The sequence below is a fragment of the Kribbella sp. NPDC051620 genome, assembly GCF_044453825.1.
Classification (GTDB): domain Bacteria; phylum Actinomycetota; class Actinomycetes; order Propionibacteriales; family Kribbellaceae; genus Kribbella.
Genome location: NZ_JBITDB010000004.1, coordinates 776059 through 796320, shown reverse-complemented (window position 1 = coordinate 796320; position 20262 = coordinate 776059). Strand labels below are relative to the sequence as shown.

Sequence of the window (20262 nt, the reverse complement as noted above, 5' to 3'; positions counted from 1 at the left end):
CTGTTCAAGGCCACCGCTTCCTGTTCAAGGTCGCCGGTTCGTGTCCGAGCCCACCAGATGTGGGCTTGGCACGGGGCGTTCCGTAGGACTGGGAAGGGGTGGGTTGTCCACAGGGTGGGGGCGGAGGTCGTGTTCTGTCTGGGGGATAGGGAAGGATGTGGGTGCGGCGAGCGGGGCAGAATGCTCGTCTGTCATCGGATGTAGAGGGGATGCGGGACAGTGGCATTGCAGTCGATCGAGCAGAGGATCGCTGACGAGCTGGAAGTCGGCGTGGGGCAGGTCCGGGCAACCGTCGGACTGCTGGACGAGGGCTCGACGGTGCCGTTTATCGCGCGGTACCGCAAGGAGATCACCGGCGAGCTCGACGACGCGCAACTGCGCACGCTCGAGGAGCGCCTGCGGTACCTGCGGGAGCTCGAGGAGCGCCGGCAGACCGTGCTCGAGTCGATCGAGAGCCAGGGCAAGCTGGACGACGCCCTGAAGGCATCGATCCTCGCCGCGGAGACCAAGTCGCGGCTGGAGGACATCTACCTGCCGTTCAAGCCGAAGCGGCGGACCAAGGCGATGATCGCCCGCGAGGCCGGGCTGGAGCCGCTCGCGGACGGGCTGCTGGCCGACCCGACCGTGCCGCCGCTGGCCGCCGCGACGGTGTTCGTCAACGACCAGGTCGCCGACCCGCAGGCCGCGCTGGACGGCGCCCGGTCGATCCTGGTCGAGCGGTTCGCCGAGGACGCCGACCTGATCGGCGAGCTGCGCGAGCGGGTCTGGACCCGCGGCCGGCTGGCGTCGAAGGTGCGCGAGGGCAAGGAGACCGAGGGCGCGAAGTTCTCGGACTACTTCGACTTCGACGAGCCGTTCACCAAGATGCCGTCGCACCGGATCCTGGCGATGTTCCGCGGCGAGAAGGAAGAGGTCCTCTCGCTGACGGTCGAGCCCGAGCCGGCCGGCGCCGAGGAATCGGACGGCCCGACGGAGTACGAGGCGACCATCGCCCGCAAGGTCGGCGTGGAGAACAAGGGCCGCCCGGCCGACCAATGGCTGGTCGAGACGGTCCGCTGGGCCTGGCGGACGAAGATCCTGGTTCACCTCGGCATCGACCTGCGGACCCGGCTGCGCCAGGCCGCCGAGGACGAGGCCGTCCGCATCTTCGCGTCGAACCTCCGCGATCTGCTGCTCGCGGCACCGGCCGGGACCCGCGCGACGATGGGGCTCGACCCGGGCTTCCGTACCGGCGTGAAGGTCGCCGTGGTCGACGCGACCGGCAAGGTCGTCTCCACCGGGGTGATCTACCCGCACGTCCCGCAGAACCAGTGGGACCGGTCGATCGCGACGCTGGCCGCGCTGGCTGCAGCGCACAAGGTCGACTTGATTGCCATCGGCAACGGTACGGCGTCGCGCGAGACCGACAAGCTGGCGGCCGAGCTGATCGCCAAGCACCCGGAGCTGAAGCTGACCAAGGCGGTCGTGTCCGAGGCCGGGGCGTCGGTGTACTCCGCGTCCGCGTTCGCCTCGGCCGAGCTGCCCGGGATGGACGTCACGCTGCGCGGCGCGGTGTCGATCGCGCGCCGGCTGCAGGACCCGCTGGCCGAGCTGGTGAAGATCGACCCCAAGTCGATCGGCGTCGGTCAGTACCAGCACGACCTGCCGGAGGCCTCGCTGTCGCGTTCGCTGGACGCGGTGGTCGAGGACGCGGTGAACGCGGTCGGCGTCGACCTCAACACCGCCTCCGCGCCGCTGCTGACCCGGGTCTCCGGAATCACCCAGGGCCTCGCGGAGAACATCGTCATCTACCGCGACCAGAACGGTCCGTTCAAGACCCGGACCGCGCTCAAGGAGGTGCCGCGGCTCGGCCCGAAGGCGTTCGAGCAGGCGGCGGGCTTCCTCCGGATCCCCGACGGCGCGGACCCGCTGGACTCCTCCAGCGTGCACCCGGAGGCGTATCCGGTGGTGCGCCGGATCATCGACTCGACCGGTACCGACCTGAAGTCGCTGATCGGTTCGCCCGCGTTGAAGGCGCTGAACGCGGCTGACTTCGTCGACGACATGTTCGGTCTGCCGACGGTGACCGACATCCTGGCCGAGCTGGAGAAGCCCGGGCGCGACCCGCGGCCGGCCTTCAAGACCGCGACCTTCGCCGAGGGCGTCGACAAGATCGGCGACCTGAAGCCGGGGATGCGGCTGGAGGGTCAGGTCACCAACGTGGCGGCCTTCGGCGCGTTCATCGACATCGGCGTGCACCAGGATGGTCTGGCGCACGTGTCGGCGCTGTCGAAGAACTATGTGAAGGACCCGCGCGAGGTGGTCAAGCCGGGCGACATCGTCAAGGTGAAGGTCCTCGAGGTCGACATCCCCCGCCAGCGCATCTCCCTGACCCTGCGCCTGGACGACGAGGTAGGCGCCCCCACCTCCGGCCCCCGCACCGGCGAAGGCCGCTCAGCCCGTTCCGCCGAAAACCGCGGCGGCCCCGGCGGCTCGGGTGGAGGACGTGGTCCGGGTGGCGGTGGCGGCCGCGGCCCAGGCGGTTCCGGCGGCGGTGGTCGCGGTGGACAGGGTGGCGGTCAAGGCCGCGGTGGCCAAGGCGGCCGAGGAAACTCACAGCCGCCCAAGGACGTCCCGATGGACGAAGGCTCCCTCGCCGACGCCTTCCGCAAAGCCGGCTTCACCGTCCGCTGACCAGAACCAAACAAACCGGCCGGCACCCCTCGAGGGTGCCGGCCGGTCTGCTGTCGCGGGTTTGGCCGACTGTCTGCCACAGGTGCCGGCCGGCTGTCCGCCGCAGGTACTGGCCGGTCTGCGTGTCGCCGATGCTGGCCGGCTGTCCGCCGCAGGTGCCGGCCGGTCTGCGTGTCGCCGATGCTGGCCGGCTGTCCGCCGCAGGTGCCGGCCGGTCTGCGTGTCGCCGATGCTCGCCGACTGTCCGCCGCAGGTGCCGGCCGGTCTGCATGTCGCCGATGCTCGCCGACTGTCCGCCGCAGGTGCCGGCCGGTCTGCATGTCGCCGATGCTGGCCGGTTGTTTGTTGCGGGTGCTGGTCGGTTTGGTTGGTGCGGGTGCTGGCTTGTTGGGCAGCGCGGGTGTTGGCCGGTTTGGGCGGTGGGGGTGCTGGCGTGTTGGTTGCGGCGGGGGGTGGCTGGTTTGGTTGGTGGGGGTGGGGGTGATTTTGTGGCGGGTATGCATCTTGAGCAGTTTGCGGTGATTGTGGACGACTACGACGCTGCGATCCGGTTCTACGTGGACGTGTTGGGGTTCGAGCTGGTCGAGGACTCGCCGTCGCTCACCAACGATGGACGGCCGAAGCGCTGGGTTGTCGTCCGGCCGCCTGGTGCGACGACCGCGTTGCTGCTCGCCAAAGCTGATGGTGAGCGTCAACTGCAGGCGGTTGGAAACCAGTTCGCCGGGCGAGTGGGGATGTTTCTGCGGGTTGACGACTTCGAGGAGAGCTATGACCGGATGCGTCGGATGGGGGTTCAGTTCGTCGCCGAGCCGCGGGACGAACCGTACGGCCGGGTAGTCGTCTTCGTCGACGTCTCCGGAAACCGCTGGGACCTCCTCGGTCCAGCACCGCAGAGCTGACCACGCTGACTCAGGACGGGTAGACCATCTGGGCTGGTGGGTTCGCGGTGCGGCGGGCCCACGGGTAGTAGATGGCAGCGGTGACAAAGAGGCCGACCAGCCAGGAGATGTCGGCGCCGCCTAGAGCGTCGGTGATCGGGCCGGTGTAGAGCTTCTGGGCCAGGAACGGGATCTGCAGGACGATGCCAGCGAAGTACGAGGTGAGGGCGGGCACGTTCCAGGCGCCGTACCGGGCCAACGGGTCGTACAGGGCAGGAATGTCGACGCGTTCTCTGGAGATCAGGTAGTAGTCGGTCAGGTTGATCGCGCTCCACGGGGTGAAGACCATCAGCAGGACCAGGACGAAGTTCTTGAAGTTGTCCAGGAAGTTCGCCGAGGCGAAGATCGCGATCAGCACCGAGACCGCCAGAAAGACGATCGTGTACGCCGACCGAGCGACCGGACCGATCTTGGCGGCTCGGGTGAAGGCGGAGACCGTGGTGAGCAGGGTCATCGAGCCGCCGTACGCGTTGAGGCAGTTGACGGCCAGCTTGCCGACGACGATCACCAGGTAGATCAGCACCGCGATACCGCTCGGGCCGGCGAGCGAACCCAGGTAGCCGACCTGGTTGGAGAGGAAGCCCGCGCCGCTGGCCGCGACCAGGGCGCCCAGCGTCATCGACCATTGGGAGCCGATCACCGAGCCGGCGAAGGTGGCGAGGAAGGTGGTTCGCTCGGGGGTGTCGCGCGGGAGGTAGCGCGAGTAGTCGGCGACGTACGGGCCGAAGGTCAGTTGCCAGCCGGCGCCGAGCGAGATCGCCAGCAGAAAGGTCACCCAGTCGAAGGGCTTGGCACCGAACAGCGCGCCGACGTCCTCGGTGGTCAGCAGGCGGATACCGAGGTACGTGAAGCCGAGAATGCCGAAGAGGGTCGCGATCCGTCCGAGCCGATGGATCCAGCGATACCCGAGGGTCGCGACGATCGCGGTCAGCGCCCCGAAGATGATGATGCCAATCGCGGCCGTGTCGACCTGCAGGACCTTGTTGACCGCCTGCCCGGCAAGCACCGTTCCGGTGGCGGCGAACCCGAGATACATCACGACGACGAGCACCAGCGGCACCACGGCGCCGTACACGCCGAACTGCGCCCGGCTGGAAATCATCTGCGGCAACCCCAACCGCGGACCCTGCACCGAATGCAGCGCCATCACGATCCCGCCCAGCACGTTGCCGAGCAACAGCCCGACGATCGCCCAGAGCGCGTCGGCTCCGAACACCACCGCCAGCGCCCCGTCGACAACCGCGGTCACCTGCATGTTCGCGCCGAACCACAACGTGAACTGACTCAACGCCGTCCCGTGCCGCTCCCCCTCCGGCACAACATCAATACTCCGCTGCTCCACCACCACCCTGTCCATGCCCAGCATGTTGCCACCGACAACGACCTCCTAACCCGCACTACGACATGCCACCGATCTCCCGGCCCGGCGACGACGCAGTCGGTCCCGATCGACAGGACATAGTCGCCGAATCGGCGGCACGCCAGGCCCGCAGCGGTGGTCTGCAGGGCGGTTTGGCGGACTATGTCCTGTCGATCGGGACAGCCACCCCGGGTCAAGCGGGTCGCCCAGATGCACCGCGGGCACCGGCGGCGCGGCGCAGGTGGCTGCCTGGGTCGCGCGGGTGACGCGGGCAGCGGGGGTGGGCTAGCGCAGTCCGGCTAGGTGGCCGCCCGGGTCGCCCAGATGCATCGCGGGCACCGGCGGGCCGGCGCAGGTGGCTGCCTGGGTCGCGCGGGTGACGCGGGCAGCGGGGGTGGGCTAGCGCAGTCCGGCTAGGTGGCCGCCCGGGTCGCCCAGATGCATCGCGGGCACCGGCGGGCCGGCGCAGGTGGCTGCCTGGGTCGCGCGGGTGACGCGGGCAGCGGGGGTGGGCTAGCGCAGTCCGGCTAGGTGGCCGCCCGGGTGGCCCAGGTGCACCGGGGCACCGGGGCGCCGGGGCGCCGGCGGGCCAGCGGGTCGCTGCCTGGGGCGCTCGGGTGAGGCGGGCAGCGGGGGGCTAGCGGAGGTCGGCTAGGTGGGGGCCGGGGTCGCCTAGGTGGATTGCTGTTGCTTTCGGGGTGTAGCCGAGGCGGCGGTAGAGGCGGTCGGCGCCGTCGTCGCCGGGGGTCAGCCAGGCGAGGGTGGCGCCGCCGGTTTCGAAGGCTTGTTGGGTTGCGTACGCCGTGGCGATCGCGCCCAGGCCTTGGCGGCGGTGGGAGTGCAGGGTGCCGACGCCGGCTACCTCGGTTACTCCGTCGGCGATGGCGGTCCATGCGGCGGTAGCGACCGGTACGCCGTCCTGGCGGATCAGGACGCTCGCACCGTCGGCTGGGTTGGGCTGGAACGGGTTTGCCGCGTCCTTGGTCTCATAGGCGTCGGCGGCTACCGCGTCGGCCTCGGACTGCTCCTCGGGTGAGGTGACGACCGAGGCGGTGATGCCTTCGGGGAGGTCGGGGAGCTTGAGGTCGGCGGGCTCGACCACCAGCAACGGCGGGCGCGAGGCGATCGTCATACCGTTCGCCACGAGAGCTTCAGCGAGTCCTGGGTTGGCTTCCTCGATCAGCTCGACGTGCAGCCAGCGCCCTTCCGCGGCGAAGGCCTGACGAATCGTCTCGAGCGCCCAGGACACCTCGTCAGGATCGAAGGGCGTCCCCGGATCCGCCGCGACCGCACTGGACAAGAACCAGACGTCCTCGTCATGCAGCATGCCAACCAACGGCCCAGCCACGATCTGCCGCCGCGACCTCCCCAGCCCCACCATTTGAGCGGACGCGATCCGCGCAGCAATCTCCACTCCCCGACCCTAGCCCCACCCCCAACTACTCACCCGGCAGCTGATGCTCGCGCCAGTCGACCAAGCCGGCAGCCGCTGGGTCGGGCTTGGTGCCGGCGCTCGGCTTGTCGGCTGGGTCGGGCTGGTGGCGGCGCTCGGCTTGTCGGCTGGGTTGACCGGCAGTCAGCTTTTGGTTGCGAGGAGGAGGAGGTCGAGGAGGCGGTTGAGGTCGGCTGGGGTGGGGTTGGCGGGGAGGAGGTGGGTGAGGGCGTCGAGGGTTGTCAGCAGGTGGCGCTCGATGGAGCGCTTGGTTCGGCCGCGGGCGGTGGCTAGCTCGGCGATGACTTGGCGGGCGCGCGGTGACGCGGCCAGGAGGTCGGCAGCGACCGATGCGTCGAGCGCCGGCTGCGGGGACTCGTCGACGATCGTGAGTTGCAGTTGCGCGCCCAGGGCGGAGACCAGGCGGTCGAGGGCGGCGACGGTGGGGTTGCCGCGGCCGTTCTCGAGGTTGGCGATGTACGGGACGGAGAGACCGGCGTCGACGGCGACGGAGGCGATCGTGCGGTTGGCCGCCTTGCGGCGGTCTCTCAGCTCAGTGCTCAGGTCCACGACAGAAGACTATCTTCACAAAACACTGTTGCCAAGAAGTGTCCCATGAAGATAGTTTCGATCGACGTGAGGATCCTGAGGAACAGCGACTTCCGGCGGCTGTGGGTCAGCGGTGCGATCTCCGGGATCGGCTCCTGGCTGCTGGTGGTCGCGATCCCGGTCCACGTGTTCCAGTTGACCGGCTCGGCCACGGCAACGGGACTCACGGTCGCCCTGGAGGCCGTACCGGCGCTGATCGTCGGACCGTGGGCCGGCGTACTGCTCGATCGCTGGAATCTGTCGCGCGCCATGTGGCTGGCCGATCTCGCCAGCGCGGCGGCCGTCGCATTGATCCTGTTCGCCGACTCGGCCGACCGCATCTGGCTCGTCTACGTCGCCGTCCTGGCCGAGAATCTTGCGACCACCGTCTTCAGACCCGCGGCCCGGGCACTCACCCCGGCCGTGGTGGGCACTGGCGACGAACTGGCGGCAGCGAACTCACTCTCGGCCTTCTCCGGCAGCGTCATCCGACTAACCACACCACCCCTCGGCGCACTCCTGCTGACAGGCCCCGGGATCACCTTCGTCCTGATCGTCGACATCGTCAGCTACTTGCTGTCAGCAGCCGTCATCGCGTCGGTCAGCCACCGGCGACTGACGCCGAACCCCCAGGCAGGCAAGGGATTCCAGGCGCTCAGAGAAGGCCTGCGAGGTGTCGTGCGGAACAAGATCCTCTCCGGGATTCTGATCGCGAACGGCGTCTTCCTGACCGCCAACGCCGGCGCGACAGCCCTCCTGGTTCCGTTCACCGTCGAGCGACTCGACGCACCCGGGCCAACCGTCGGCTACCTGATCTCAGGACTCGGCGCCGGCTTCCTGCTGGGCGCCGCACTGAGCCCGAAAGCCCTTACCTGGCTGAACATCCGCGACCTGCTCATCGTCACCCAGACAGCCGTCGGCGCGGCCTTCTTCGCCTTGTTCAATGCGCCCACCGTCCCCTGGGCGATCGCCGCCACCGCACTGATCGGATTCCCCGGCAGCATCCTCCTGATCACCGCCGAAACCACGGTCCAACGCGTAGCCCCCACCGAGTTGCTGGGCAGGATCGGCTCACTGTTCTTCGCGATGGACTCCCTCACGGTCGTGATCGGCGCCCTGACCGCGCCAGCCCTGACCAAGCTCGCAGGCCTACCGCTCACCCTCAACTTGATCGCAGCCTTCGCAGTACTAGCCGCGCCGGTCACGTTCGTCGCAGTACCAAGCCATCCGGCCGGGCTCACCCGCAGCAGGCACTACACGGTGTAGTTACGGTCCTGGTTGTAAGTGTTTGGGCGAGAGGATGCGTGAGTGCCGGATCGGCGTGGCGCGAAGGGAATCCTGCGGCGTGATCCACGGGTCGGGGAGGTCGGTTCGGAGCGTGGCCAGATGCGTGCCGGGAGTTACCAGGAAGCCCTACATTTGCAGCGGCAGCCAATAGAAGTGGCTGTTCGAATCGTTATTGGCAAATTCCTGCAAACATTCTTGACAGGCCATAAAGCCGGACCCTTCCCGGAACCGCTACCGGTGCTCTGACCAGCGGTTTCGCACGGAGCGTAAGGCCTCTGTAAAGGTCCCTGCCAGTCTATTCCGGGGGCAGGCTTTATACGGTGTTCTTTCCTTATGCCCAGCGTCGGGCAGCCCCCTCGAGAACTGAAGGACCACGATGACCGAGTCGATCGAGATTCCCGCCTCGCACCGCCGCGTGCGGGTCTGGTTCGGCGCTACCACGATCGCTGATCACATCGCCGACGTCGACCACGCCGCGCAGTACGAAGAGGCCATGCGCCGCCGGTTCGCCTCGCTGCGAGTGACCAGCGAGCCGGTTCTCGTCGACGCGGTCGGCGCTCCGGAGCGCTCGCGATGACCACCCGTCCGACGCTGCTCGGCTATGTCCGGGCCGACGCGCTCAGTTGCGCCGAGGAGCTGGCCGCGGCCACGCACTCGCTCGCGGCCTTCGCCAGCGCCGAGGGATTCACCCTCGGCACGGTGTACACCGAGCGCGATGCCGCCGAGTCCGCCGCGTTCCACGCGCTGCTGGACGAAGTGAAGCGGACGGACGTACGAGCGGTCGTGGTACCGACCCTGCAGCACCTCGGAGCCGATGGTGCGCCGGTCGGAATGCAGAAGGACCTCGAGTTCCACCAGGCGCACGTCTGGGCGGTCGACGCGAGATAACCCCACAAGCAAGCGGAGCTGGCGTCTTGACCCCTGCATCGGCGCCGGTTCCGCTCTCCACCTCCACAGCTGCACCGGAAGACTCGGGCGGTAGTGGACAAATCAAGGCCCCACCGGCTGCTACCGGTGGGGCTTTGTCGTTGCATCAGCCAAACAGAAACACTCAAGCGGTGATCGTGTACCCGTACCGCTTCATCTGATCGTCCACGCCGTCCACGAAGATCCCGGTCTGCGGCAGCTTGAACTTCAGCTGGACCATCCGCAAGATCTGCTGGAAGTGCAGATGCCACGGCACTCCGGCCGGCGGTACCGTCTCGTGCCGGCTGATCGCCGCGACCTTCGGGTGCGCGGCCCACGCGACCACCCGCGCCCGATCAGCACCCCACGCGCCGGTCATCGCGTCGTGGGTTCGCGCGTACGCCATCGCCCCGAGCGAGATCGACGAATCCGGTACTGCGGGTGGCGGCGGCGCCGGATGGGCCTTGAGGTAGATCTCCCAGGTCATCGAGTAGTAGCCGGGCGGCCCGTCGTCCTTGCCCCGATTGGCCAGGCCGTTGCGCTTGCGCTTGTACTCGAGCACCTGAGCCGCCGCGCCACGGGACAGATCCTTGTCCCCGATCGCGATGGCGTGCACGTGGTACGGCCAGCGGCCCTGGGCCGGCGTCCGGAGCCAGGCGGCGAACCCGACCTGCCGCAGCGCGAGTACGATCGCCCGGCGCTGGGCCGCACTCTGGCTCGCCACGCCGATGTCGACCGCGCCGCCACCGTCGTGGGTGCCGGCCGATGCTTCCACGCCGCCCTTGTTGTACGAACCCTGCAGATACTTGAACTTCGAGTGGTAGATCTTCTCGGCGGCAATCAGCATCGCCACCGTCCGCTTGTTCAGCAGCGTCTTCCGCCAGACGATCCTTGCCTCAGGCATCTATTTGCCCGACGTCGACCCGGGCCAGGATCAGCTCGGCGTCCTCGGCGGCGCCGAGCGCCTCCAGTTCGTCCAGCTCGGCCTCGGTCAACTCGTCCTCGTGGATCTCGTCGAAGACGTCCGTCATCGCTTTGTCCCTCCCCCTGACGCCCACGGCCTCCCCCGGCCCCGGAATCGCCTTTCAGGTTAGGGCGGCCCGGTGTCATCCGTCCATGGCCGTCCGGGCACCGGGTGTACGAGAAACGTCAAGTTTTCCGACCAGCGGTGTGTGAGCCGTGACGAGTGGGGTACGAGTAGATGGTCCCGCGGTTCAGTCGGCCCCATTCGGGCATGGGTGGCGCTCACCGAGCCGCGAGTTCTCCCACTGAGGGGCGGGAGAACGACCGACGGCGGCGGGCGTATCCCACGATGCGCCCGCCCCTGGCCGTTACCGGTCTAGAGCGCTGTTACCCGCCTAGAGCACTGTTACCCGCCTAGAGCGCTGAGGCGACGAAGAGGTAGCGGTTGAGGCTGAAGAAGTAGCTCTCGCCGAGGGAGCGGAGGTCATCGGCCCAGGCGGTCGCTTCCGGCTCGGTGACCTTGGCGCGGCCGGGGACGAAGGCTTCGACGATGTCGATCAGGCCGGCGCTGTAGGTGCGGGCGTCGTAGCCGGTGTTCAGCATCGGGACGACTTGCTGGTGGGTGACGGTGAAGCCAGCCTTGGTCAGCGAGTCGCCGAGGGTGCGTGGCAGGTGTGGGTCCTCCAGATGCTCCTCGAAGGCGGTGAGGATCCGGCCCATCCGCGCGTCGTCGGAGGAGCGCCAGACGATCGAGCCCCAGTCGGTGTCGAGCAGGACCACCCGCCCGGCAGGACGTAGTACCCGGCGGATCTCGTTCAGAGCGCCCGGTACGTCGTCCAGGTACTCGAAGACCTGGGTCGACACGACGACGTCGAAGCTCTCGGCGCCGTGCGGGATCCGCCCCGCGGCGGCCAGCTCGAGCTCCAGCGTCGGCCCGTCCGACACCTTGGCCCGGGTGCCCGCGATCGCGAGCATGCTGTCGCTGATGTCGATCCCGCAGACCCGCCCGTCCGGGCCGACCTCCGCCGCCATCTCGGCCGCCAGCAGTCCCGGCCCGACGCCGACATCCAGCACCCGGTCACCCGGCCGGAGCGCAAGCGCGGTCCGGACCACTCGTCGCTGCTCGATCACGTCCGGTGTCGTGTAGACCGACTCGATCTGCCGCGACACCTCCGGATCGAACTGGAGGTTACTCATACCTTTCCGCCCATGCTCCACATCATGGAGTGCCGAACCGGTAAACGGGGAGACCAGATCCACACGAACTCACTACGGTTGGCCAAATGATCGAGCTGCCCGAGACTTTTCTCGCGATGCCCCGGTGGTGGACGGAGGGCGGCGAGTGGCTCACGGACCTACCCGCGGCGGTCGATCGGCAGTGTGAAATCTGGGGGCTGGCGATCGACGGACCCGTCTCCCACGGGTCGAACGCGATCGCCGTCAGGGTCACCCGCGACGGCGAGCAGCTGGTACTCCGGATGTCCCCGCCCGGCCCCGACCTCGCCGAGCACGCCCGGGCGCTCCGCTGTTGGGACGGCCGCGGGACGGTACGGCTGTACGACGTCGACCTCCCGCGCGGCGCCATGCTGCTGGAGCGGCTCGGCGACTCCCTGCTCGACCAGCCCGTCGGCGAGGCGATGGCCGTCCTCGGCCGCTTGATGCGCCGGCTCGCCGTGCCCGCTCCGGCCGATGCCGTGTCGACGGCCGAAAACGTGAGCGGCCGCGCGCCCCGGTTGCAGGCGGACTGGGAGCGCCTCGGCAAGCCCTTCGACCAGGCTCAGCTCACCGAGGCACTCCGAGTCTCCAAACAGCTGTCCCACACCACGAGCGACCTCGCGGCGAACGGCGACTTCCACGCCGACCAGGTACTACGAGGCTCCCGCGAACCGTGGATCGTGGTCGACCCCCTCCTCTACCGCGGCGACCCCGAGTGCGACCTGACCCGGATGCTGCTGACCCGCGTCGACGAAATGGCCGACGACACCGAGATCCGCACCCACTTCGCCACCATCGTGCGCGAGGCCGAACTCGACCCCGAGCGGGCGCGCGACTGGGTCGTCTTCCGCACCGTCGACTACTGGCTCTGGGGACTCGGCTTCGGCCTCACGACCGACCCCGAGCGCTGCCGCCGAATCCTCCAGGCCATCGCCTAGCTGCAGGTGGACCGCTTGGGTGGCAGCTTGCCGTCGATCAGGTACGTCGCGATCGCGGCCTGTGCACAGCTCGCGTTGAAGAACGTCGTATGACCGTAGGCCTTGGCGATGAGCAGATGGCTGCCCTCGATCTGGCGAGCCAGCCCCTTGGCCTGCGACAGCGGCGTCGATCCATCGACCGTGGTGGAGGTGATCAGGATCGGCGGGATGCCCTTCACCGGCGTCGGCTGCCACGGGTTGCTCGGCTTGATCGGCCAGCCGGAGCAGGCAGCGGTGATCGCCCAGTCCTCGACGGCCGCCCCGACGCGCGGTGCGAGCATCTTGGCCTTCGCGATCCGGGCCTTCGCATCGGCGTACCCGGTCAGCTGGCCGGGGAAGTCCATGCAGGACACCGCGACGTACTCCGTGCCGGGATCGCCGACGTAGGTGAGCTCCGCGAATAGCGAGCCGTCGCCCTTCGCCGCCAGCGCGATCGCCTGGGCGAAGCCGCCCCAGACATCGCCGGCCCGATCCACGCGCGGCAGGAAACTCGGCAGGCTCATCCGCATCACGTCTCCGGTGACCGGTCCGTACCCAGCCACCTGCAATGGCATCTTGTCGGCCTTGGCGACCACCTTGTCCCAGACCGTGCCGGCGTCCTGTCCGTGCAGTGCGCACTTGCTGTCCTCAGCACACCACGCCACGAACTTGTCGAAGGATTTCTCCATCGCCTTCGCCTCGGCCGTCATCAGCGCGGTCGGGCCCTGCGCGTGATCGAGGATTCCGTCGAGCACCATCCGGCCGACGCGTCGGGGGAAGAGTTGCGCGTAGGTAGTACCGAGGTAGGAGCCGTACGAGACGCCGAGGTAGTTGAGTTTGCCGTCGCCGAGCGCGGCGCGGAAGGCGTCCATGTCGCGGGCGGCGGTGCGGGTGTCGAGATTGCGCATCAACTCACCGTGCTGCCGCAGGCATTGCTCACCGGTCGCCCGGCTGGACGCGACCATCGCGTCGTACTCGGCCTTGCTCTTCGGAAACACCGGTACTCCGGGACGCAGTACCGGCCCACAGTCGAGGCTGCCGCCGCCCGACCCTCGCGGGTCGAAGCTGACCAGGTCGTACCGGTCCCGGTACTCCGCGAAGAACTCGTCAGCCGCCCCCTGCGCCAGGGCCTGCGCACCGGGCCCGCCAGGCCCGCCCGGGTTGAACATCAACGATCCGAGCTTGTGCTGCTGATCCTTCGCCGGCACCCGCGCCACCGCGATCTCGATCGTCCGGCCGGTCGGCTTCGCCCAATCCAGCGGCACCCTCAACTTGCCGCACTGCTCCACGCCACCCGGCTTGCACTCACTCCAGTTGATCCCGGCCGGCGTGGCAGTCGCCGCCATTGCACCATCGGGCAGCAACACCGTCCCAATGGTGCCAACGGCAACCACCAGCGCCGGAACCCCTGTGTACCAACGTTTTTTCATACTCCGAACCTAGACTCCGGGGTGGGCGGCAAGGCATCCGGCGAGACCCCTGCCCACCCCTGAGATCTAGTGCCCGGCCGGCGCGAAGTCGAGGAAGCCGATCACCTCGCTGATCTTGCCGTCCTCCGTGAGGGTGATGACGTCGGTACCGCCGGCGACGGGCTGCTGCCCAGCGGCGGCCAGGTGCCAGGACCAGCGGAGGTGGTTGTGGTGTTCCTCGATCTGGCTGGTGAGGGAGAAGGCGTAGCCGGGGAACATCTGGTGGGCAGTCTCGACCATCTTGGTCAGGCCCTCGTGGCCGGCGACCTCGAAGCTCGGGTCGGTGAAGGTGCCGTCGGGGGACCAGGTCTGCTCGATGATGGCGGCCCTGGCGTCGGCGTCGGCCTCGTTCCACATTGCGAAGTACTGGCCGGCGATGGTGCTGGCGTTCATGGGTTTCTCCTCGGTTCGGTCGTTGCGATGACCAGAACCTTGCCGCCGGATCGGGCCGGCGTCGATGACGTCGGAGGTAATGGGGGTGACCACCTCAGCGGTTACCGTCGAGCCATGACCGCGACGATCGACGAGACGTTCCAGCGCCCGGTGGGTGAGCTGCTGCGCGGCTGGCGGGAGCGCCGACGGCTCAGCCAGCTCGACCTGGCCAACCAGGTCGAGGTGTCCACCCGGCATGTGAGCTTCGTCGAGACAGGGCGGTCGAAGCCGAGCCGGGAGATGGTGTTGCGGTTGGCCGAGCATCTCGAAGTACCGCTGCGGGACCGGAACCAGTTGCTGCTGGCCGGCGGCTACGCGCCGATCTACACCGAGGCGTCGCTGCATTCGCCGGCGATGCTGGCGATCCGGGAAGCGCTGCGGCGACTGCTCAAGGCGCACGAGCCGTATCCGGCCCTGGTCGTCGACCGCTGGTGGAACATCGTCGAGGCCAACGCCGGCATCGCGTTGTTCACCGACGGAGTCGCGGCCGAACTGCTCAAGCCGCCGATCAACGCGCTCCGCCTCACCTTGCACCCCGACGGCCTCGCGCCGCGGATCGGTAACCTTCCCGAGGTCCGCACCAGCGTCCTGACCAGCCTCCACCGCCAGGTCACCAGCACCGCCGACCCCGATCTCCAGGACCTGTACGACGAACTGCGCCAGTACTCAGGTGGCGAGCGGACGGACCTCGCCGCGGCCGCCGAGGTGGTAGTACCGATGAAGCTGCGCCACGGTGCTCACCAGCTCTCGCTCCTCACCACCATCGCCACCTTCGGCACCCCACTCGACGTGACGGTCTCAGAGCTTATGATCGAGTCCTTCTTCCCCGCCGACGAGAAGACCGCCGAGTACCTCCGGGAGAACTGATACTGCCGGGAAACGGCAGATGGAGCCACCGGCGAGTAGAGGTCGATTCTCTCGTCTCGCTGGTGGCTCCATCGGCCTTTTCGGGGGGAAGGCCTACCGGTTGAAGGAGGGTGTACCGGTCGGCAACGGGTTGTGGGGCTTGCCGGGCCAGCTCGGGGTGGCGGTGGGCCACGACGGCTTGGGCAGGGTCGGCTTGGTGGTCGGTACCGGCGGGAGCTGCGGCTTGCCCGGCAGCGACGGCTTAGTCGTCGGTACTGGCGGCAAGGACGGCAGCGACGGCTTGCCGGGCTTCCCTGGCAGGGAAGGGGCGGTGGTCGGTACCGGCGGGAGCTCCGGCTTGCCGGGGAGGGACGGCTTGGCAGTCGGGACCGGGACCTGGACGCACGGCGGTACCGGCGGGTGGGTCGGGGTCGGAACCGGCGGCAGCGTCGGCTTGCCCGGCAGGGTCGGCTTGGTCGTCGGCACCGGCGGCAGCGTCGGCTTGCCCGGCAGTGACGGCTTGGTCGTCGGGACCTTCGGCAGGGTGGGGTTGCCCGGCAGAGTCAGCTTGGTCGTCGGCGCCTGCGGCAGGGACGGCTTGCCCGGGAGGGTCGGCTTGGTGGTTGGTACCGGCGGTAGCGTCGGCTTGCCCGGCTTCCCTGGGAGGGAAGGCGTCGGGACGTGCGGCAGGCTGGGCTTGCCCGGCAGAGTCGGCTTGGTGGTCGGTACCGGCGGTAGCGTCGGCTTGCCCGGCTTCCCCGGGAGTGTGTACGTCGTGGTCGGTACCGGCACGTGCGGCTTCTTCACCGGCGGCACCTGGACCGTGATGCTGGCCGAGACCTCCACCTTGCCCGGTACCTTCGGCAGGCAGGTCGGGTCGACCGACGGAGTGGGGACCGTGACCGGCACCGGCGGCTTACCGCCACCCGCCAGCAGGTTCTTCACCTCGGCAGGTCCCCCGACCGCGGCGGACACTGTGGCGACAGTGCCGGCGAGGGCAGTCACGCCCGCCGCGGCCAGTCCTCGGCGGAGCCAGGCGAGCCGACGGCCGCGACGCATCAGGTCGGCCGGGTCGGGCTGCCAGGGCTCCAGGTCGTACTCGAGCGCGCTGCGCACCCGCTGCTCGTCGGTCATACGTTTCCTCCAACAGTGGTGTCGATCAGGTCGGGTGCCAGACGCAGCTTGGCCAGTGCCCGGGACGCGGTGCTTTTGACGGTCCCTGCAGCCATACCGAGCAACTCGGCGGTCTCGGCCTCGGAGAGGTCCTGCGAGTAGCGCAGCGCGACCACTGCCCGCTCACGGACGGTCAGACCGGCCAGGGCCGCGAGTACGGCCTCTCTGGTCTGCACCTCCGCGGAGAAGTCGGCGACCTCGCGCTGGTCCCAGTCGTTGTCGACCGGGTCACTCGGGACCTCGTTGGACCAATGCCGACGAGACGCCGACAAGAAGCGGTTCACCAGCACCCGGCGTACGTAGCGAAGCGGGTCACCGTCGAGCCGGTGCCACTTCGGATAGGACCGCATCAACGCTTGCTGCACGAGATCCTCGGCCGTGTGCCGATCGCCGCACAACATCTCCGCGAACCGGAGCAACCGGGTCGACTGCGCCCGTACGAAATGCTCGAAGTCGGCGTCCGCGGTCCGGGTCATCGATTCTCCTCAGCTTCAGCCTCTGTCACACCCGTAAGAACCCGCTGGGTCACCACTTCGGTTCTGTTCGTCACCAACAAATCTGAAGAATCTTTTTCACGGCCCCACCGGACCGGTCAAACCGGCTGCCCAGCCCGTGGACGGTTCGTACTGGAACCCGAGATCGACGCCAGTGCGTTCCGAAGAACCGGAGTGCGTGTGCCTCCGGTTCTTCGGGGCAAATCACTTCCCGGGTATGCCCGCGCTCGGGGTCTGCGGAGGAGTCGGTGCCTGGCTCGGCGTCTGCGCCGGCGGCTGCGGAGTAGGCCAGGTGCTGGGCGTCTGCGCCGGAGGCCGCGGGGTGGGCGCATTGCTCGGAGTCTGCCTCGGCGTTTGCGTCGGCGGCTGCGGCGGCGTCGGAGCGTTGCTCGGCGTCTGCCCCGGGGTCTGGGTCGGCGGCGTCGGAGCGTTGCTCGGCGTCTGACCGGGGGGCTCGGTCGGCGGCGTGGGCGCGTTGCTCGGCGTCTGGCCCGGGGGCTCGGTCGGCGGCGTCGGCGCGCTGCTTGGTGTTTGGGCGCTCGGCGTGGGCGTCTTGCCCGGACCACCGTCCGCGGCGGCCGAGGCAGCCAGCGCGCCACCCGCGAGCGCCACCACCGCCACCCCGCCTGCCACGAGTTGCTTGACCAGGGTCTTCGTCATTTGTTGCCCTCCGCAAGGTTTTCTCACTGTCGGGCTCAAGGACGCGACCGGCCACCAGAAAGGTTCTGCCGGATCGGCGAGCGATCAGGGAGTGCCCGGCGTCTGCGGCGGTACCGTGCTGCTCGGCGTATCGGTCGGAGGCGCTGCCGGCGGCGTCGGTTTGCCTGCCGGAGGCCTCGGGGTGCCGGCCGACGGCGTTTCGGGTGGCGCCGGCGTCGGGCCGGAAGGTGTGAAGGGTGGCGGTGTCTTGTTCGGCGGCAGGGGTGGCACTGGTCGGTTGGTCGGCGCCTGGGATGGCTGACCGGGCGTCGGCGTACTGGGGTTCGGAGTACTCGGGGTAGCAGTGCTCGGCCGCGGAGTACTCGATGTACTGATCGAAGGTGTGACCGGCTGCTCGATCACCGGGCTGCCACTCGGCCGCATCCCGACGACCACACTCACCGCGACCACAACCAGTACTCCGCCCGCGGACGCCCCGCCGGCCACAATGCCGCGCCGGCGTCGGCGGTGAGCCCCGGCGATCACCTTGACCGGGTCGAGCGGCTCGATGCCACCCGGCGGACGCAGTGCCTCCCGCAGGTCGTCGTCGTTCATGACTGCTCCCCCGCATAGCTGCCGCTCAACTCGGGGGCAGCCCGCAACTTCTGGAGGGCTCGGGCGTTCGCGCTCTTCACCGTTCCAACCGCGATCCCGAGAGTGGCCGCCGTCTGCGCCTCGGTCAGGTCCTCGACGAATCGCAGCACCACCACGGCCCGTTCCCTTCTCGTCAGCGTCGCCAGCGCCTCGGCGATCGCGATCCGGTGCCCGACCCCGGCGCTCGGGTCATCGGCGTACTGCAGCGGCAACGCATATCCGGCCTGCTCGTCCAGCTCGGTCGGGCTCCCACTCGGCCGCTCCCTCCACAGCCGACGGCGAACCCAGGACAGATGCTGGTTGACGACGGCCTGCCGGACATAGGCGAAGGGGTCGCCGAGCTCGATCCGGTCCCAGCGCAGGTAGGCCTTCTCCAGCGCCGTCTGGACCAGATCCTCCGCCAGCCCGGCATCCCCGCACAGCATCCGCGCGAAGTGCACCAACCGCGCCGACCTGGCGAGTACAAAGGCCGTGAAGTCCTCGTCGCGACTCACCGCCCGCTGCATCCACTCTCCTGCCTCTCAGCCATCACGTCCCACCCAAAGGACGCCCCCCACCACCAAAAGGTTCTGCACCACCCCAACTTCGCGAGGAACCCACCGAATCCACAACCGCAGAAGCTTCCGCCGGGCCGGCGGCGTCAGCGGTGCTGGAGGTTGGGCGGAGCGGCGTCAGCGGCGCTGGAGGTCCGCCGGATCGGCGGTGCGGGGGGGTTGGGCGGCGGGGTCAGCGGCGCTGAAGGTCCGCCGGGGCGGCGCAGCCAGCAGTGCTGGAGGTCTGCCGGCGAGGGCAGCGTCAGCGTTCAGCGGTGCTGGGGTCCGCCGGACGCGGTGGCGTCAGCGGTGCTGGGGTGGGGCGGGGTCAGCGGTGTTGGAGGTCTGCTGGGGTTGGGCGGGGGAGGGATGTTGTGGTGGCCGGCTCGGGCTGGGGGCGGCGTGAGGTCAGGTGGAGGTCTGCGGCCAGGCGGACTCGGTCGCGGCCGGCGGCCTTGGCGGCGTACATGGCTCGGTCTGCTCTCAGCAGCAGGTCGTCGACCGTGCTGCCGTCGGCGGGATAGACAGCGACTCCGATGGAGACGGTCAGCCGGAAGGTGTCCGGGTCGAGGTCGGGGTCGTCCAGCACGCCGGCGCACATTGCCGCCAGCGGCGACCCGGCGACTGCCGAGCGAAGGCGGTCGGCGGTCACGATGGCGTCGTCCAGATCGGTGTCGGGGAGGGCGATGACGAACTCCTCGCCGCCGAACCGGCCGATCACGTCCTTGGTACGAATCGCCGAGCGCAGGATCGTCGCGACCGCGCGCAGTGCTTCGTCGCCGACCAGATGGCCGTGCCGGTCGTTCACCTGCTTGAAGTGGTCGATGTCGATCAGCAGGACCGCCATCGGCTCGCGCTGGGTGCGGGAGGTCCGGAGCATCTCCTCGGTCCGGCGTCGCCACCAGTCGACCCGGCCGAGGCTCGTCTTCGGGTCGGTCTGCGCCTCGGTCTCCAACTGGCCGAGCAGCAATGCGCGCTGGGCGGTCAGCGTGATCGGGATCGCGACGAACGCGAACCACGGGCTGACCAGCGTCGCCGCCGCGAGCAGGGCGCCGAGTGTCCCGGCCGTGGCGTCGACGCAGAGGTCGTCCTTGTCGCCGATCGCGTCCTGCCTGCTGCTGCCCGGAACGATCAGCGAGATCGCCAGGCCGCAGAGCAAGGTGTCCGCCGCGAGATAACCGAGCGCGCCGGCCGCCATCGAGACCACCAGGCCGAGATCGCCGCCGCCGGTGAGGTCAAGCGCGGATTGATAGACAGCGTGCGCGACACCGACGGCGAGCACGCAGACACCGGTCGAGAAGACCCAGCGATAGGGGATGCACTTGCCGGCCCGGATCCGCCACCAGCTCCGCAGCAGCAGTACGACGATGATCGCCAGGGCCGGCTGCAGGATGAGCGCGGCCGCGATCATCCAGGCAGGAGCGAGATCCTTGTGCAGCGCGCCACCGCGCCGGCGCCGGCTCTCGACCCGGCGCGCGCCCTCGACCGAGATCAACGCCGAGACGGTTAGCGCGAAGACGACCTCGAGGCCGCGCCAGGACCGGAGGTCGGAGAACGCCTCGACGCCGTACGCGATCGCCGCCAGATCCACGAGCACGACCATCCCGAGCGCTGGGACCGACAGCGTCCACAGCGCCCAGCAACGTACCGCTCGCCTACTCTGCGCGACCATTGCCTCTCACGGTACGTCGCGTGAGGGTTTGG

General features: G+C 69.0%; 21 protein-coding genes. 7 read left to right on the top strand and 14 right to left on the bottom strand.

Features of this window, described 5'->3' with window-relative positions:
- The first annotated feature begins 219 nt into the window (after positions 1–219).
- Positions 220–2673: a Tex family protein gene (locus ACIA12_RS22850; RefSeq protein ID WP_396369052.1), complete on the top strand. Its 2454-nt coding sequence runs from the start codon at positions 220–222 to the stop codon at positions 2671–2673.
- 497 nt (positions 2674–3170) lie between these two features.
- Positions 3171–3572 (top strand): VOC family protein, encoded by a 402-nt coding sequence (locus ACIA12_RS22845; protein WP_396369051.1) that lies wholly within the window; start codon positions 3171–3173, stop codon positions 3570–3572.
- Positions 3573–3582: 10 nt separating this feature from the next.
- Here ACIA12_RS22845 and ACIA12_RS22840 read toward each other — a convergent pair whose 3' ends face one another.
- The 3 genes from ACIA12_RS22840 to ACIA12_RS22830 all read right to left on the bottom strand — a co-directional run bounded on the left by ACIA12_RS22840 (position 3583) and on the right by ACIA12_RS22830 (position 6973).
- Positions 3583–4968 carry a purine-cytosine permease family protein gene (locus tag ACIA12_RS22840; RefSeq protein WP_396369050.1) on the bottom strand — a complete coding sequence of 462 codons (1386 nt, stop codon included), beginning with the start codon at positions 4966–4968 and terminating at the stop codon, positions 3583–3585.
- 640 nt (positions 4969–5608) lie between these two features.
- Complete coding sequence (locus ACIA12_RS22835) at positions 5609–6385, bottom strand: GNAT family N-acetyltransferase (RefSeq protein WP_396369049.1); 777 nt, start codon at positions 6383–6385, stop codon at positions 5609–5611.
- A gap of 162 nt (positions 6386–6547) precedes the next feature.
- On the bottom strand, positions 6548–6973 hold the full coding sequence (locus ACIA12_RS22830; protein ID WP_396369048.1) for a helix-turn-helix domain-containing protein: 426 nt from the start codon (positions 6971–6973) through the stop codon (positions 6548–6550).
- Between the two features lie 45 nt (positions 6974–7018).
- Between ACIA12_RS22830 and ACIA12_RS22825 the strand changes: the two genes are divergently transcribed.
- The 3 genes from ACIA12_RS22825 to ACIA12_RS22815 all read left to right on the top strand — a co-directional run bounded on the left by ACIA12_RS22825 (position 7019) and on the right by ACIA12_RS22815 (position 9166).
- Positions 7019–8257 carry an MFS transporter gene (locus ACIA12_RS22825; RefSeq protein ID WP_396369047.1) on the top strand — a complete coding sequence of 413 codons (1239 nt, stop codon included), beginning with the start codon at positions 7019–7021 and terminating at the stop codon, positions 8255–8257.
- 397 nt (positions 8258–8654) lie between these two features.
- Positions 8655–8855: a hypothetical protein gene (locus ACIA12_RS22820; protein ID WP_328332386.1), complete on the top strand. Its 201-nt coding sequence runs from the start codon at positions 8655–8657 to the stop codon at positions 8853–8855.
- Positions 8852–9166: a hypothetical protein gene (locus tag ACIA12_RS22815; protein WP_396369046.1), complete on the top strand. Its 315-nt coding sequence runs from the start codon at positions 8852–8854 to the stop codon at positions 9164–9166. The genes ACIA12_RS22820 and ACIA12_RS22815 overlap by 4 nt, the downstream gene beginning before the upstream one ends.
- 163 nt (positions 9167–9329) lie before the next feature.
- Here the strand turns inward: ACIA12_RS22815 and ACIA12_RS22810 are convergent, their stop codons facing one another.
- The 3 genes from ACIA12_RS22810 to ACIA12_RS22800 form a co-directional block, all read right to left on the bottom strand.
- Entirely contained in the window at positions 9330–10088 is a 759-nt protein-coding gene (locus ACIA12_RS22810) for a hypothetical protein (protein WP_396369045.1), read from the bottom strand.
- Complete coding sequence (locus ACIA12_RS22805) at positions 10081–10215, bottom strand: hypothetical protein (RefSeq protein WP_396369044.1); 135 nt, start codon at positions 10213–10215, stop codon at positions 10081–10083. Before ACIA12_RS22805 ends, ACIA12_RS22810 begins: the two co-directional genes overlap by 8 nt.
- Positions 10216–10561: 346 nt before the next feature.
- The gene (locus ACIA12_RS22800; protein ID WP_396369043.1) at positions 10562–11344 is read right to left on the bottom strand and encodes a methyltransferase domain-containing protein; all 783 of its coding nucleotides are present in this window, start codon (positions 11342–11344) and stop codon (positions 10562–10564) included.
- A gap of 86 nt (positions 11345–11430) precedes the next feature.
- On the opposite strand from ACIA12_RS22800, the gene ACIA12_RS22795 reads away from it, so the two are divergent.
- A complete protein-coding gene (locus ACIA12_RS22795) occupies positions 11431–12300 on the top strand; it encodes an aminoglycoside phosphotransferase family protein (RefSeq protein WP_396369042.1) in 870 nt (289 codons plus the stop codon).
- On the opposite strand, the gene ACIA12_RS22790 is transcribed toward ACIA12_RS22795, so the two are convergent.
- Positions 12297–13685 carry an alpha/beta hydrolase gene (locus tag ACIA12_RS22790; protein WP_396369041.1) on the bottom strand — a complete coding sequence of 463 codons (1389 nt, stop codon included), beginning with the start codon at positions 13683–13685 and terminating at the stop codon, positions 12297–12299. The two genes, ACIA12_RS22795 and ACIA12_RS22790, sit on opposite strands and share 4 nt — an antisense overlap.
- A gap of 129 nt (positions 13686–13814) precedes the next feature.
- A complete protein-coding gene (locus ACIA12_RS22785; RefSeq protein ID WP_396369040.1) occupies positions 13815–14180 on the bottom strand; it encodes a nuclear transport factor 2 family protein in 366 nt (121 codons plus the stop codon).
- A 114-nt stretch (positions 14181–14294) separates the two neighbouring features.
- Between ACIA12_RS22785 and ACIA12_RS22780 the strand changes: the two genes are divergently transcribed.
- Entirely contained in the window at positions 14295–15086 is a 792-nt protein-coding gene (locus tag ACIA12_RS22780; RefSeq protein WP_396369039.1) for a helix-turn-helix domain-containing protein, read from the top strand.
- Between the two features lie 93 nt (positions 15087–15179).
- On the opposite strand, the gene ACIA12_RS22775 is transcribed toward ACIA12_RS22780, so the two are convergent.
- From ACIA12_RS22775 to ACIA12_RS22750, 6 genes are all read right to left on the bottom strand, one after another.
- Positions 15180–16199: a hypothetical protein gene (locus ACIA12_RS22775; RefSeq protein WP_396369038.1), complete on the bottom strand. Its 1020-nt coding sequence runs from the start codon at positions 16197–16199 to the stop codon at positions 15180–15182.
- Positions 16196–16714, bottom strand: coding sequence for a SigE family RNA polymerase sigma factor (locus tag ACIA12_RS22770; RefSeq protein WP_343967203.1), 519 nt, complete (start codon positions 16712–16714; stop codon positions 16196–16198). The genes ACIA12_RS22775 and ACIA12_RS22770 overlap by 4 nt, the downstream gene beginning before the upstream one ends.
- A gap of 222 nt (positions 16715–16936) precedes the next feature.
- Positions 16937–17392, bottom strand: coding sequence for a hypothetical protein (locus tag ACIA12_RS22765; RefSeq protein ID WP_396369037.1), 456 nt, complete (start codon positions 17390–17392; stop codon positions 16937–16939).
- A gap of 84 nt (positions 17393–17476) precedes the next feature.
- A complete protein-coding gene (locus tag ACIA12_RS22760; protein ID WP_396369036.1) occupies positions 17477–17986 on the bottom strand; it encodes a hypothetical protein in 510 nt (169 codons plus the stop codon).
- Positions 17983–18531, bottom strand: a complete 549-nt coding sequence (locus ACIA12_RS22755) for a SigE family RNA polymerase sigma factor (protein ID WP_396369035.1) — start codon at positions 18529–18531, stop codon at positions 17983–17985. The genes ACIA12_RS22760 and ACIA12_RS22755 overlap by 4 nt, the downstream gene beginning before the upstream one ends.
- A gap of 355 nt (positions 18532–18886) precedes the next feature.
- Entirely contained in the window at positions 18887–20230 is a 1344-nt protein-coding gene (locus ACIA12_RS22750; protein WP_396369034.1) for a diguanylate cyclase, read from the bottom strand.
- Positions 20231–20262: the final 32 nt, after the last annotated feature.

Bases quoted from the DNA above. Each gene is read 5' to 3' on its own strand.
- ACIA12_RS22845 (WP_396369051.1), top strand. From the start codon at position 3,171: ATGCATCTTGAGCAGTTTGCGGTGATTGTGGACGACTACGACGCTGCG.
- ACIA12_RS22840 (WP_396369050.1), bottom strand. From the start codon at position 4,968: ATGGACAGGGTGGTGGTGGAGCAGCGGAGTATTGATGTTGTGCCGGAG.
- ACIA12_RS22825 (WP_396369047.1), top strand. From the start codon at position 7,019: ATGAAGATAGTTTCGATCGACGTGAGGATCCTGAGGAACAGCGACTTC.
- ACIA12_RS22820 (WP_328332386.1), top strand. From the start codon at position 8,655: ATGACCGAGTCGATCGAGATTCCCGCCTCGCACCGCCGCGTGCGGGTC.
- ACIA12_RS22815 (WP_396369046.1), top strand. From the start codon at position 8,852: ATGACCACCCGTCCGACGCTGCTCGGCTATGTCCGGGCCGACGCGCTC.
- ACIA12_RS22810 (WP_396369045.1), bottom strand. From the start codon at position 10,088: ATGCCTGAGGCAAGGATCGTCTGGCGGAAGACGCTGCTGAACAAGCGG.
- ACIA12_RS22805 (WP_396369044.1), bottom strand. From the start codon at position 10,215: ATGACGGACGTCTTCGACGAGATCCACGAGGACGAGTTGACCGAGGCC.
- ACIA12_RS22800 (WP_396369043.1), bottom strand. From the start codon at position 11,344: ATGAGTAACCTCCAGTTCGATCCGGAGGTGTCGCGGCAGATCGAGTCG.
- ACIA12_RS22795 (WP_396369042.1), top strand. From the start codon at position 11,431: ATGATCGAGCTGCCCGAGACTTTTCTCGCGATGCCCCGGTGGTGGACG.
- ACIA12_RS22785 (WP_396369040.1), bottom strand. From the start codon at position 14,180: ATGAACGCCAGCACCATCGCCGGCCAGTACTTCGCAATGTGGAACGAG.
- ACIA12_RS22780 (WP_396369039.1), top strand. From the start codon at position 14,295: ATGACCGCGACGATCGACGAGACGTTCCAGCGCCCGGTGGGTGAGCTG.
- ACIA12_RS22775 (WP_396369038.1), bottom strand. From the start codon at position 16,199: ATGACCGACGAGCAGCGGGTGCGCAGCGCGCTCGAGTACGACCTGGAG.
- ACIA12_RS22770 (WP_343967203.1), bottom strand. From the start codon at position 16,714: ATGACCCGGACCGCGGACGCCGACTTCGAGCATTTCGTACGGGCGCAG.
- ACIA12_RS22765 (WP_396369037.1), bottom strand. From the start codon at position 17,392: ATGACGAAGACCCTGGTCAAGCAACTCGTGGCAGGCGGGGTGGCGGTG.
- ACIA12_RS22760 (WP_396369036.1), bottom strand. From the start codon at position 17,986: ATGAACGACGACGACCTGCGGGAGGCACTGCGTCCGCCGGGTGGCATC.
- ACIA12_RS22755 (WP_396369035.1), bottom strand. From the start codon at position 18,531: ATGCAGCGGGCGGTGAGTCGCGACGAGGACTTCACGGCCTTTGTACTC.
- ACIA12_RS22750 (WP_396369034.1), bottom strand. From the start codon at position 20,230: ATGGTCGCGCAGAGTAGGCGAGCGGTACGTTGCTGGGCGCTGTGGACG.